This is a genomic window from Dickeya sp. ws52, assembly GCF_007210685.1.
Lineage (GTDB): Bacteria > Pseudomonadota > Gammaproteobacteria > Enterobacterales > Enterobacteriaceae > Dickeya > Dickeya chrysanthemi.
Map to the genome: position 1 here is coordinate 47,830 of NZ_SZVX01000020.1, position 13,199 is coordinate 61,028.

The 13,199-nt window shown below is 56.6% G+C and carries 8 protein-coding genes and 1 pseudogene (1 of these 9 running past the window's edge); 3 read left to right on the forward strand and 6 right to left on the reverse strand.

Features of this window, described 5'->3' with window-relative positions; genetic code table 11:
- Positions 1 to 26: 26 nt before the first annotated feature.
- Positions 27 to 1,580, reverse strand: coding sequence for a PAS domain-containing methyl-accepting chemotaxis protein (locus tag FDP13_RS17510; protein WP_143840019.1), 1,554 nt, complete (start codon positions 1,578 to 1,580; stop codon positions 27 to 29).
- 307 nt (positions 1,581 to 1,887) lie between these two features.
- Between FDP13_RS17510 and FDP13_RS17515 the strand changes: the two genes are divergently transcribed.
- Complete coding sequence (locus tag FDP13_RS17515) at positions 1,888 to 4,491, forward strand: YdbH family protein (protein ID WP_143840020.1); 2,604 nt, start codon at positions 1,888 to 1,890, stop codon at positions 4,489 to 4,491.
- Positions 4,492 to 4,519: 28 nt separating this feature from the next.
- Positions 4,520 to 4,792, forward strand: coding sequence for a YnbE family lipoprotein (locus tag FDP13_RS17520; RefSeq protein ID WP_012769503.1), 273 nt, complete (start codon positions 4,520 to 4,522; stop codon positions 4,790 to 4,792).
- 61 nt (positions 4,793 to 4,853) lie between these two features.
- Here FDP13_RS17520 and FDP13_RS17525 read toward each other — a convergent pair whose 3' ends face one another.
- On the reverse strand, positions 4,854 to 5,459 hold the full coding sequence (locus FDP13_RS17525) for an FMN-dependent NADH-azoreductase (protein WP_012769504.1): 606 nt from the start codon (positions 5,457 to 5,459) through the stop codon (positions 4,854 to 4,856).
- A 314-nt stretch (positions 5,460 to 5,773) separates the two neighbouring features.
- On the opposite strand from FDP13_RS17525, the gene hrpA reads away from it, so the two are divergent.
- Positions 5,774 to 9,661, forward strand: coding sequence for an ATP-dependent RNA helicase HrpA (gene hrpA, locus FDP13_RS17530; RefSeq protein ID WP_143840021.1), 3,888 nt, complete (start codon positions 5,774 to 5,776; stop codon positions 9,659 to 9,661).
- 91 nt (positions 9,662 to 9,752) lie between these two features.
- Here the strand turns inward: hrpA and FDP13_RS22010 are convergent.
- The 4 genes and pseudogenes from FDP13_RS22010 to asr all read right to left on the reverse strand — a co-directional run.
- A pseudogene (locus FDP13_RS22010) lies at positions 9,753 to 9,827 on the reverse strand ((Fe-S)-binding protein); the annotation flags it as partial.
- A 69-nt stretch (positions 9,828 to 9,896) separates the two neighbouring features.
- The gene (locus FDP13_RS17535; protein WP_143840022.1) at positions 9,897 to 11,447 is read right to left on the reverse strand and encodes an L-lactate permease; all 1,551 of its coding nucleotides are present in this window, start codon (positions 11,445 to 11,447) and stop codon (positions 9,897 to 9,899) included.
- A gap of 432 nt (positions 11,448 to 11,879) precedes the next feature.
- Positions 11,880 to 12,698, reverse strand: coding sequence for a serine protease (locus FDP13_RS17545; RefSeq protein ID WP_033576914.1), 819 nt, complete (start codon positions 12,696 to 12,698; stop codon positions 11,880 to 11,882).
- A 338-nt stretch (positions 12,699 to 13,036) separates the two neighbouring features.
- A protein-coding gene (gene asr / locus FDP13_RS17550; protein WP_143840023.1) for an acid resistance repetitive basic protein Asr crosses the window boundary here: on the reverse strand, positions 13,037 to 13,199 show its 3' portion. The gene runs 509 nt beyond the window's last position; 163 of the gene's 672 nt are visible here — the last part of the coding sequence; the start codon falls outside the window, past its right edge; the stop codon is at positions 13,037 to 13,039.

Below are 13,199 nucleotides of genomic sequence, written 5' to 3' on the forward strand. Positions count from 1 at the left end.
AACCCCTCCTGAATAGGGATCGCCGCTTATTTGGATGCGCCGAATACGGAAATGGCCTGCGCCATACTGGCGATTTGTTGTTGCAGGTGTCCGGTGGCGGAATTGGACTGGCTGGCCAGCGCGGTGTTCTGGTGAGTCAGTTCATCGATACGGTTGACCGCGTCGTTGATCTGCAGCAATCCCTGCGACTGCTCCTTGGTGGCCAGACTGATGTCGTTCATCAAATGCGTCACCTCCTGCACTTTAACCAGGATGTTGTTCATGGAGCGGTTGGTATGCGCGACCTGCTGATCGCCGGCGTGGATGCTGGCCAGCGTATTGTCGATAAGCGCGGCGATGTCTTTGGCGGAAGCGGCGCTGCGTTGCGCCAGCGAGCGAACCTCGCTGGCGACGACCGCGAAGCTTTTACCTTGTTCTCCGGCGTGCGCGGCCTCTACCGCGGCGTTGACCGCCAGAATATTGGTCTGGAATGCCAGATTATCCAGCACGCTGATGATGTCGGTGATGCGTTCGCTGGCGCGGGTAATCGCCTCCATGGTGTTGGCGACTTCCGTAACGGCCTGCTCTCCCACATTGACGACCTGATTAACGTCTTGCGCATACTGCGATGCCCGCAGCGATGCATCGGCATTGCTTTTGATGGTGGCGGTCAATTGTTCCACCGACGCGGCGGTTTGTTGCAGGCTCTCTTCGGTTTTTTCGCAACATTCAGCCAGGATGTGGTTGCCTTGAGCGATGTCACTGCACGCGGTTTTGAGCTCTTGCAGGTTGACGTTGACGTCATCCACAAAGGTGCGGAAGTTCATGCCGGATTGATTGACCGCGCGCATCAGCATACCTATCTCATCGGCGCGATTGAATTGGGTCAAACTGTTGGCCTGGCCTGAGGCGGAACACATGGCCTGTTCAAGAATCTGTTCCACCGGTTTGGCGACGTGCTGCACCAGCAACTCACAGAACAGGCAGGCGCAGGCGATCAAGGCGGCAAACAGCCCCCAGACCAGCGCGGTTTTGGGCAACAGCGCGAATGCTATAGCCAGCGGCATCAACCCCAGCAGCCCAAAATAGCTACGAATACGCCAGCGTAACGGCATGGTTTTGAACAGGCTCAGCCATTTCAGCGGGCCGGTATACACCAGCAAACCATGATGGAAGGCGCGGTTTTTCAGGGTGCCCTGGTTCACCTGTGCATAGAGTGCTTCGGCCTGACGGATTTCTTCCGTCGTGGCGGCGGTACGTACCGACATGTAGCCCACTAGCTTGCCATCCCGCTTTAACGGCGTGGTGCTGGAGCGAACCCAATAGTGATCACCGTTCTTGCGGCGGTTTTTGACCACGCCGGTCCAGATTTTTCCGGCTTTTAAGGTATTCCACATGTCTGCGAAGGCGGAAGGTGGCATATCCGGGTGACGGATAATATTATGCGGCTGGTCCATCAATTCTTCCGGCTCGTAACCGCTGACTTTGATGAAATCGGCATTAGCGTAGGTAATGAGGCTGTCAGGGTTGGTCACCGACATCAGTTTAGTCTTGGCATCCAACGGATACTGACGTTGACTGACTGGATAGTTTTTACGCATGGAACATCCCTTTTTGCGATGATTGAAGGGCCGAGCAGGTCCGTATTGTCTAAATAAACAACAATGCTGATGAATGTATCATTCGGTCGGGCACGATGCGTTCGGAATAGCGTCACCGAGCCTGTAACCGGTAGATTGTGTAATCAAATACCGTGCTTATGTAAAAATTTTATCACAATCAGGTAATTGAGATGTACGGATTTTGCGGTGGAATGTGAACTGAATGGTGACATTGGGTTTAAAAACCGTAACGATTCGCACTGAATGACAAAATGATGACGACCGGAATAACCCTGAAACGTAACCCATGCTGAAGTTAATGCGCTGTGCTGGTTGGCTGGCCGTACTGGCGTTGGTGCTGGCGCTGGGGGTATCGGCTGCCTGCTGGACGATGCCGCGTTGGCTGCCGATGGTGTTGCGGCCTTATTTGCCCGTTGGCGCCAGCCTGGTGATGGAGGCGACGCCCGGTTGGCGGCAAGGTGGGTTTTGGCTGCCTGACGCGCAACTTCATCTGGCGCCGTGTCGCGCCGCCGCGCTGTCCGGGTTGCGGGTCCGTTATCATCAAGGGCTCTGGCGATTGGATGCACAAGCGTTGACGTTGGATGCCGTGTGTTTGCGGCAATGGCCGGCCTCTTCCGGGATGGCTGCGTTGCAACTGGCTCAGTGGCAACGGTGGCTGCCTGAAGCGGAGCTGACGTTGCATCGCGTCACGGTGGCACCCTGGCTGAATCAGGCCGGTAGCCTGCAATTCTCTAGCGACGCATCGCGCCAGCAACTGCGGATTCAGAGCGACCTGCTACAGGTGCAGGCCGAACTGCACGGCACGGAATTGACGCTGCAACAAGGCCAGATGCACGCCGCGACGCAAGCGGCGCCGTTGCAGGTCAACGGTGCGATGCACCTGGCGCCGACGCTCAACCGACTGCCGCAACGCGGCGAGGTGCAAGGACAATACCTGCCGTTGCGGTTACCTGAGCCGGCCAGTGCGGTGTTGCGCTGGCAGGGTAATCAGGGCGAGCTGACGGTCAGTGTGGCGTCAATGACCGAACCGTTGCTGACGTTGCCGTGGCAGGTCAGCGACGGTCATCTTCGTATTCAGGGCGGTCAGTGGCATTGGCCTTACGCTGGTCAGCCGCTAAAGGGCGGCGTCTCGCTGACGCTGTATGACTTATTACAACCGCGTGATCCGCTACGGCTGGAGGCACGAATCAATCTCCTGACGCAAGGTCATAACGGCCGTGCGAACGCCGTTTTATCGCTGGGGCCCGGTTTGCTGGGGCTGACCGATAGCGATATGCGTTTTCAACTCACCGGGCAGGTTAACTTACCCGATTTATCGCTATTCGCGTCGTTACCGGGTGTGGTGAACGGCGCGGCGTTGGACCCTACCGTCACATTGTTGCCCGGTTCGCTGTTACGCGCCTGGGGAATGCCGCGCCCAACCGTGACGCTGGAAGAAGCGCGCTGGCCGCTGGCGGGTATTCAGGTAACCCGAGGGGGCGTCAGCGGCAGGTTGCAGGCGATTGTGAAAGTCCGCGATAGCTATTGGGGGCGTTTTCGCCTGCATCTGGACGGCAAAGCACAGCAATTCTGGCCGGATAACGGCGACTGGCGCTGGCGCTACTGGGGCGAAGGGGAGTTGCCGCCGTTGCAGGGCCGTTGGGATATCGCCGGCCATGGCCGCTGGCTGAACGACCTGATTGAAGTTGAATCGCTCTCCAGCGGGCTTAACCAACTCCGTTACGGTGTGGTGACGGTGGATCAGCCCCGGTTGACGTTGACCGAACCATTACGCTGGCATCGCGATCCGACGGCGGGAACGCTATTCGGCGCGCTGACGCTGGCGGCGAAGCAGGTGAATTTTCGTGGCGCAGGAGAATTACCCGCCACGGCGCTGACTCTTGATATTCGTGGGCGTAATCCGCAGGATTTTCAGTGGCGAGGTCGGTTGCAGGCGGATGCGGTCGGCCCCGTCCAGCTTAACGGCCGCTGGGATGGACAACGGCTGCGCGGCAGCGGTTGGTGGGCGCCGCAACCACTACGGGTATTCCAGACTTTGCTGCCGCCAAACTGGAAGCTGGCGATCCGTTCCGGTCAGTTTTATGCACAGGCGGCGTTTTCCGCTGCACGTGGTCAGGGATTCCACGCGGGCGGACATTGGGTGGTGAAAAACGGCAACGCCTGGCTGGAGGATGGCGATGTCAGCGGCGTAAACTTTGTGCTGCCGTACCGGTTTGAAAATCATCGCTGGCAACTGGGAATCTCCCGTCCGGTGGCGTTACGCATTAACCGGCTCGACAGCCTGTTTCCGATGCAAAATATCGACATACAGATGTATGGCGCTTACCCCTACAGCGAACGTCGCCCGTTGACGCTGGCGCAGTTGGAGCTGGATGTGCTGGATGGACATGTGTCGCTGTCGCCGCTGCGCTTGCCGGCGCATGATGCAGCGATATTGCGGTTACAGGGCATCGACATCGGTGAACTGGTGAATGGATTGAAAGCGAAAAAGCTGTCGATGTCCGGCCGTATCAGCGGGGTAGTACCGTTGAATTTTAGCCACCCTTCGATGTTGGTGCAGGACGGCAAATTTACCAATGATACGCCGCTGACGGTACGGCTTGATCCGCAACTGGCGGATCAACTGGCGCGCAACAGCGTCGCCAACGCCGCCGTGGTTGCCTGGTTGCGTTATATCGAGATCGGCCGTTCTTGGGTGACGATGGATCTCAGTCAGCGCGGCGAATTGTCGCTGGTATCGCGCGTTACAGGGCAAAGCGTGATGGATGACCAGTCGCGGCGTGACATTGTGCTCAATTATCGCCAGCAGGAGAATGTTTTCCAGTTATGGCACAGCCTGCGCTTTGGCGACAATCTAAAGGCATCGCTGGAGCAGCAGGCCGCTGAGTAACTCACTATGAAAATTAAAGGGGAATGAGATGAAAACAGCCTGTGCCGCGATAGTCGTTACGTTGCTAACCGGTTGCACCCCGCGTATTGAGGTGGCGCCGCCGAAAGAGCCGATCACCATTAACATGAACGTGCGTATTGAACACGACATTCACATCCGAACGGATAAAGAAACGGTACAGTTGCTGGAAAAATCGGATAAACGTGCCGGTGGTCAGAGTAATAATGAGGCTATCAATCAAGGTGCGCCGACAGAGACACCGGAAAAAGACAGTATGCAAGACAAGAAACAGGAAAAATAATAGCCGCCGCGTGCCGGCAGGCAACACGGCGGTGAGTATGAGGGCAGTTAACGCGTAATCGTTACGCAGACGCCAGTTGAGACAGCTCTTCTTTGGCGCCGGCCAGTGCTTTTTGTGCAACGTCCGGACCGTAACCGAAACCTTCCGCAAACACGAAGTCCACATCGTTGATACCGATGAAGCCCAGGAACAGGCGCAGGTACGGAGCCAGGATATCGCTCGGTGCATCTTTATGGATACCACCGCGGCTGGTCAGCACCAGTGCGCGTTTGCCTTTTACCAGACCTTCCGGACCCTGCTCGGTGTAACGGAAGGTCACGCCGGCGCGAGCGATTAAATCGAAATAGTTCTTCAACTGGGTAGGAATGTTGAAGTTGTACATCGGGGCGGCCAGCACGATGACATCATGCGCCTGCAGTTCGGCAATCAGTTCGTCGGACAAGGCCAGCGCTTCCTGCTGACGCGGCGTCAGCGGTTTGTCGGAAGGACGCAGGGCGCCAACCAGCTCGCCGTCCAGCACCGGCACCGGCTTGGCTGCCAGGTCGCGTACGGTGATGGTATCGGCAGGATGGGCAGCCTGCCAGGAGGCGGTAAAGTGATCGGCCATCTGGTTGGACTGGGAGAAGTCAGCCAGAATACTTGATTTCAGAACGAGTACTTTGCTCATTGCCAATTCCTTATTGAGTGTGCCAGGGCGATCATCGTCGCCGGATGGATGCATCATAGGCGTGTTGTCGGCAATGGGATAGTGCAATATTTCGAGACCTTTGTTCGATTTTATTGAATGACGATTGCCGGCGCCCGATGCGGTGCGGCGGAATCCCGCCGGATGACATATAGCCTGAGCCGTCAATGTGATACCATGCCCGCCGCACGATTTTGTGATCGTAATAATCAGGTTATGCCTGCAACAATCAGGGGCGCCGGGCCGTTGTTCGACAGACCACCCATACCCGGAATCAGACAGTAAGGAATTGCACCGTGACATCACCTCTCCATGCGTTAGAACCTCAGCTCGATGCGTTAATGCTGCGCGACCGGCAACGTCTGCGCCGTCGTCTGCAGGGCGCGATGAAAGTGGGGAATCCACAGGCACAGGTTGCGATTGCGCAGGAGATCGGGCAGGAGATCGACGCGGCTCGCCTGCGGGTGGAACAGCGCAGAACATCGTTGCCGGCCATTCGCTATCCGGAGGCGTTGCCGGTCAGCCAGAAACGTGAAGCGATTCTGACGGCTATCCGCGACCATCAGGTGGTGATTGTGGCCGGGGAAACGGGCTCCGGTAAAACCACTCAGTTGCCGAAGATGTGCCTGGAACTGGGGCGCGGCGTTACCGGCCTGATCGGTCACACCCAGCCGCGCCGGCTGGCGGCGCGCAGCGTGGCGGACCGTATCGCCGCGGAGCTGGAAACCTCGCTGGGCAGCACGGTGGGTTACAAGGTGCGATTCAATGATCAGGTGGGCGACAACACGCTGGTCAAACTGATGACCGACGGTATTTTGCTGGCGGAGATTCAGCAAGACCGGCTGCTGATGCAGTACGACACGCTGATTATCGACGAAGCTCACGAACGCAGCCTCAATATCGACTTTATTCTCGGCTATCTCAAACAGCTGCTGCCAAGACGCCCGGATCTGAAAGTGATCATTACGTCGGCCACTATCGACCCGCAGCGTTTTTCTCGTCACTTCGGCAATGCGCCGATCATTGAAGTATCCGGACGAACTTATCCGGTGGATGTGCGTTATCGGCCGGTGGTGGAAGACGCGCAGGACAGCGACCGCGATCAGTTGCAGGCGATTCTGGATGCGGTGGACGAGCTGTGCCGCGAAGGGCCGGGCGATATTCTGGTGTTTATGAGCGGCGAGCGGGAAATCCGCGATACGGCTGATGCGTTAAGCAAGCAGGATTTGCCGCACACCGAGATTTTGCCGCTGTATGCGCGGCTCTCCAGTCAAGAACAAAACCGGGTATTCCACTCTCATCACGGGCGGCGCATCGTGCTGGCGACCAACGTAGCGGAAACGTCGCTGACGGTGCCCGGCATCCGGTATGTGATCGACCCCGGTACGGCGCGCATCAGCCGCTACAGCTATCGCACCAAGGTACAACGGTTGCCGATCGAGCCGGTGTCGCAGGCTTCCGCCAACCAGCGCAAAGGGCGTTGTGGTCGTGTGGCGGCGGGGATTTGTATCCGCCTCTATTCCGAGCAGGATTTTCTCTCCCGGCCTGAATTTACCGACCCGGAAATTTTGCGCACCAACCTGGCGTCGGTCATTTTGCAGATGACGGCGTTGGGGTTGGGCGACATCGCGGCGTTTCCGTTCGTCGAAGCGCCGGACAAACGCAATATTCAGGACGGGGTGCGGTTACTGGAAGAACTGGGGGCGATTGAGACCAGCGATGACGGCCGCTATCGGCTGACGCCGCAAGGGCGCCAACTGGCGCAACTGCCGGTCGACCCGCGACTGGCGCGCATGGTGCTTGAAGCGCGGCAAACCAGCTGTGTACGTGAAGCGATGATCATTACCGCCGCCTTGTCGATTCAGGACCCGCGCGAGCGTCCGACGGAGAAAAAGCAGGCGGCGGAGGAAAAACATCGCCGCTTTGCCGACAAAGAGTCCGATTTTTTGGCGTTCGTCAACCTGTGGGATTACCTGCAAGAGCAGCAGAAAGCGTTGTCGTCCAGCCAGTTTCGCAAGCTATGCCGCAGCGATTATCTCAACTACCTGCGGGTGCGGGAATGGCAGGATATCTACACCCAATTGCGCCAGGTGGTAAAAGAGCTGGGCTTCCCGGTTAACAGCGAACCGGCGGATTACCGCAGTTTGCACTGCGCATTGTTGACCGGTCTGTTGTCTCACATTGGACAAAAGGACGTCGAAAAGCAGGAATTCAGCGGCGCGCGCAACACCCGGTTTGCGATTTTCCCCGGCTCCGGCTTGTTCAAGAAACCGCCGAAGTGGGCCATGGTCGCTGAACTGGTGGAAACCAGCCGCTTGTGGGGGCGCATCGCCGCACGCATCGAACCGGAATGGGTCGAGCCGCTGGCGCAGCATTTGATCAAACGCAGTTACAGCGATCCGCATTGGGAGAAAGCGCAAGGCGCGGTGATGGCGCAGGAGAAGGTCACGTTGTACGGTTTGCCGCTGGTGGCGGCCCGCAAAGTGAACTATGGCGCTATCGACCCGGTGGTGTCGCGCGAGCTGTTTATTCGTCATGCGCTGGTGGAGGGCGACTGGCAAACCCCACATGCGTTTTTCCGTGATAATCAGAAATTACGCTCGGAAGTGGAGGAACTGGAGAACAAGTCCCGCCGCCGCGATATTCTGGTCGATGACGAGACCTTGTTTGCGTTCTACGACCAGCGCTTGCCCCACGATGTGGTCTCGAGCCGGCATTTCGATAGCTGGTGGAAACAGGCCGCCAAAGCCAATCCGGAGTTGCTGAACTTCGAAAAGGCCATGCTGATCAAAGACGGGGCGGAGCGCGTCAGCGCGTTGGATTACCCGAACCACTGGCAGCAGGGTGAGCTGCGTTTGCGGCTGACGTACCAGTTCGAGCCGGGGGCGGATGCCGACGGCGTAACCGTGCATATCCCGTTACCGGTATTGAATCAGGTAAAGGAAGAGGGATTCGACTGGCAGATTCCGGGGCTGCGTCGTGACCTGGTCGTGGCGTTGATCAAATCATTGCCGAAACCGATACGGCGTAACTTCGTGCCGGCGCCCAATTATGCAGAAGCGTTTCTGGCGCGGGTCACGCCACGGGAAAAAGGGCTGTTGGAGGCGCTGGAGCGTGAGCTACGCCTGATGACCGGCGTGACGGTCGATCGTGAAGCCTGGCAGTGGGATCAGGTGCCCGATCACCTGAAAATGACCTTCCGGGTGGTGGATGAGAAAAACCGTGCATTGCGGGAAGGGAAAGATCTGCGGGCGCTGAAAGAGCAATTGCAGGAAAAGGTGCAACAAACGCTGTCGGCGGTGGCGGATGACGGCATCGAACAGCGTGATCTACACATCTGGAGTTTTGGCGATTTACCCGAGCGTTACGAGCAGAAGCGCGGCGGCTACGCGGTAAAAGCCTACCCGGCGTTGGTGGATGAGAAAGACAGCGTGGCGATCCGTCTGTTTGATTCGCCGCATCAGCAACAACAGATGATGTGGCGTGGTCAGCGCCGTTTGCTGTTGCTGAACATTCCTTCACCCATTAAATACCTGCATGAAAAATTGCCGAACAAGGCCAAGCTGGGGCTGTATTTCAACCCTTACGGCAAGGTGCTGGAACTGATCGACGATTGTATCGCCTGCGGTGTGGACAAACTGATGGAACAAGCCGGTGGCCCGGCGTGGCAAGAGGCGGCATTCCGCCAGTTGCACGAGCGGGTGCGTGCGGAACTGAACGACGCGGTGGTGGATATTGCCCGTCAGGTAGAGCAGATTTTAACCGCGGTATTCAACATCAATAAACGGCTTAAAGGCCGGGTGGATATGGCGTTGGCGCTGGCTTTAAGCGACATCAAAAGCCAGATGAGCGGGCTGGTGTTCCGTGGGTTCGTCACCGACAACGGCTACAAGCGGTTGCCGGATGTGCTGCGCTATTTGAACGCTATCGAACGCCGGTTGGATAAACTGGCGCAGGATGTCCACCGCGATAGGGCGCAGATGCTGAAAGTGGAGCAGGTGCAGCAGGCCTGGCAACAGTGGCTGAACAAGCTGCCGCCGGAGCGGCGCGACGATGACGACGTAAAAACCATCCGCTGGATGATTGAAGAGCTGCGCGTCAGTTATTTCGCCCAGCAATTGGGCACGCCGTATCCCATTTCCGATAAACGTATTTTGCAGGCGATGGCACAGATTGACGGATAAACGGCTTAGCCGCGGTTAACCCGGGGACCCTTGCACGCGCTCAGCCGCGGCAAGGGGGTGGTGTTTTCTATGATCAGATTCACCGCGTTCACCGGGCGCCCACATCGATGACGCCCAGCGTATTGACGATAAACATGGTCAGGTCGTACATCCGGGCGGAGACCCGCCCGATATCCCTCCAGTACAGCCGCTCTCGTTGGCTTTATGGCCAGCGCTTGCGGTACGGCACTGATTTTCAGGACATAAACAGGTAATAAAACAACCCTACTTTTAACCCGAGAATCACAATGTAGGCGGCACAGTACTTGAGCGTACCTGACATGATGGCGCTGCCTTGCCCGTCCATTCGCGTGGCGGATACCGCAATGGCGATACTCTGTGGGGAGATCATTTTCCCGCCGGTCGCCCCTGCTGTGTTGGCCGCCGCCAGCCAGACGGGGTCAATGTGGAGTTTCCCCGCAGCAACCGTCTGCAGCTTTCCGAACAGCACGTTCGAGTTGGTATCGCTTCCGGTCACGAAGGTCCCTAACGCACCGATAATCGGGGCGATAAAAACATAAGCACCGCCCGTGACATTCACCATTGTTTGCGCCAGCGTGGTGATCAACCCGCTGACGTCCATAATGGTTGCCATTGCGACGATGGTGGTAATGGCGATGATGGAATTTTTCAACTGCTTAATCGTGCCGACTAAGACACGCAACATCTTGCCTAACGTCGCGCCCTGAATAAAGCCGCCCAGCAAGGTCGCAAGGATGATGAGCACACCCGGTGTGGCAATCCAGTCGATTTTCAGCGACAGCGCTTTCCCTTCCGGCAATGGAAACGACAGCGTCGAGGTTGCCTGCCCGACAATCTGCTTAATCCCCGGAAATAACGGCGAGCAAAGCAGAATAAAGGTAAAGATGAGCAGGTAAATGGAACACGCCTTCAGTAATTCACCGCCTGAAGGCAGCGAGGCCGACGATGTATCCTGCTGGATAAGATAGCGCGGATCGGTTTTTCCTTTGCGCGCTCGCCCCATCACCGCTACGGCGATGAGACTGACAAGGCTGCCGGCAAACGCGGGAAGCTCCGCGCCCAGATGAACTGCGACGAAATATTGTGGAATCAGTGTCGCGAGGCCACACACCAGCGAGATGCCCACTACACCGCGGATCGCTTTCACACCGTCGCCGATGATGGCGATGATGACAAAAGGCAGCAGGATATTGAACAGCGCCAGTTGCGCAATGATGGTGCCGCCCAATGCAGTGACCGGCAGTTGAACCTGTTCGGCTAAAATCGACACCGGAATACCGACTGCGCCGAACGCAGTGGGGACGGTGTTCGCCACCAGAGAAGCAATGGCGGCTTTTAGCGGATTGAAACCCAGGGCGATCAGAATACCGATAGGGATGGCAACGGCGGTGCCATAACCGGCGGCGGCTTCGAGAAAACCGCCAAAACACCAGGAAATCAGCAGAACCTGGATACGCTTGTCGTCACTGATGCCGGCCAGAACGTCACGTAGTACATCCATGCTGCGCGTCTCTTGCATCAGGTTATAGCTGTAAATCGCGCCCAGAATGACAATGACGATAGGCCATAATCCCTTGATCACGCCGTAGCCAATCGCCGAATCGAGCGTCTGTAACGGCGTATGCCAGACGGTGAGGCTCAGAATGGCCGTGATAGCCAGAGTGATGAGAACGGCATGGTGAATGGGCATTTTAATTTTTAAAATCAAAATGATCATAATCAGGAGGGGTAAAACGCCGAGTGAGAATTGTAGATATTCGTACATAATGCTCCCTAAATAATAATGTAACTTATTGTATTGACGTCCTTCTCAGTGAATTCGGTTATAGGGAGAACGGCACGATTATTCAGATGGCTGGATCGCTTCATTGAAGGCGATGTTTCAACTCAGCCATAAAAGGTGTAATCGTGTTACTCGTAAGTGTTAGGAATGGTTAGTGTTATTAACAATGCGTTAATGGGGGATGCCGGCAGGGACGAGAGCGTGCGATATCAATGCGTGCGGTTGCTGTATGTTGCTGTATATACCCGTCATACTTCAAGTTGCAGGTGCGTTGGCTTTCCTCGCTCACCCCAGTCACTTACTTGAGTAAGCTCCCGGGGATTCGCTGCGTCGCCGTCTTCCTGCAACTCGAATTATTTTGGGTATAGATAGTCGGCGGCGGTTTGCCGGTATCAGGGATACCGGCAGGCAAAATCAGCGTTTTGCGTTGGCCAGCGTTTCCAACTGCTGGCGTATGGCGGTAACCGCCACGGCACGGTTATCAGCCAGCTTGCGGTTACTGGCATCCGGCGCGGAACTTTGAATTCCTACCAGTACCCAACTGCCGGCCGTTTTCAGCATCAGCGGCGAACCGCTGTCGCCCGGCAATGTATCACAGCGGTGCGCCATGACCGACTTCTGTACCCAGCCGGTAATGCGGCAATCCTGATGGCGATACAGCGTATCCTGATGGTCTTCCGGATAACCGGCCTGAGTGACTTTCTGTTGCGCCGCTTCCAGCGCGGCTTTGAGTTCTTCCTGCTTTCCCTGCCAGATAGACAGCGGACGAATGCCCGGCGGCGTTTCTTTCAGGCGAATCAGTGCAAAATCCCACGGTGCGGCGGCAGGCGGAACGATCCAGCCGTCACCGTCTGCTTTCAGCATTTTGGCGAGTTTTTTATTGGTCAACGCTTCAATTTTATCGGTTTCATAGCGCCAGCCGCTTTCCGTCACCAAAAAACGCAACGCTACCGGTTTATCCGGCACGCCGGGCGGTGCTACCACACAGTGACCGGCCGTGAGCGCCAGATGAGGCGAAATGAGGGTGGCCGTGCAGAGATTACCGCTGGCGGTTTCCAACTGACCAATCGCCTGCCATGGCCACTGAGACGTATCCGGCACGCTGTCGCGGTCATCATGATTAAAGAACAGGGTTTGTTTTTGTTGTTCCGTCGTTGCCGACGGGGTGTCATCGGCCCACGCAGAAGCGGCGAGCATACCCAATGAACATAACAACCAGGCTGATATGCGCATGTAATGAATGGCCTTAAAGATGAAATTCAGCGTATTAACGGTCATCGATTCCTATAAACGTATCATGCCGGCATTCAGGCAGGAAACGAGAGTTTGATGGGGCCGTTGAATCGGATGACCGGGTTTGTGCGTGCGGGTGAAAGCGGATTACAGGAAAAACACCACAATGACCAACGCGCAGATGAGCAGGAAGGACAAGATGATTTCAAATGAGTAACGCCGTAGCATTATTCGGCCCTCCATGAAGCAAACACCCGGCTAGCCGGGTGTTTGATAACGCTATCGTCATGTCGGCAAGGCTACCGATGAGCATGACTATCAATGTTTACTTTGGCGAATTAAGCGGCCGGAGTGGCGGCTTTTTTCGATTTTTTCACTTTTTTGTGTTTTTTAGCGGCCTGGGCTTTCTGGGCAGTTGGTTTTTTCTTGGCTACTTTTGCCGGTTTTTTAGCGGCCTGAGCTTTCTGGGCAGTTGGTTTTTTCTTGGCTACTTTTGCCGGG

Excerpts from the sequence above, each read along its gene's own strand:
- FDP13_RS17545 (WP_033576914.1), bottom strand. The coding sequence starts at position 12,698 with ATGCGCATATCAGCCTGGTTGTTATGTTCATTGGGTATGCTCGCCGCT.
- FDP13_RS17535 (WP_143840022.1), bottom strand. The coding sequence starts at position 11,447 with ATGTACGAATATCTACAATTCTCACTCGGCGTTTTACCCCTCCTGATT.
- FDP13_RS17515 (WP_143840020.1), top strand. The coding sequence starts at position 1,888 with ATGCTGAAGTTAATGCGCTGTGCTGGTTGGCTGGCCGTACTGGCGTTG.
- FDP13_RS17525 (WP_012769504.1), bottom strand. The coding sequence starts at position 5,459 with ATGAGCAAAGTACTCGTTCTGAAATCAAGTATTCTGGCTGACTTCTCC.
- FDP13_RS17520 (WP_012769503.1), top strand. The coding sequence starts at position 4,520 with ATGAAAACAGCCTGTGCCGCGATAGTCGTTACGTTGCTAACCGGTTGC.
- FDP13_RS17510 (WP_143840019.1), bottom strand. The coding sequence starts at position 1,580 with ATGCGTAAAAACTATCCAGTCAGTCAACGTCAGTATCCGTTGGATGCC.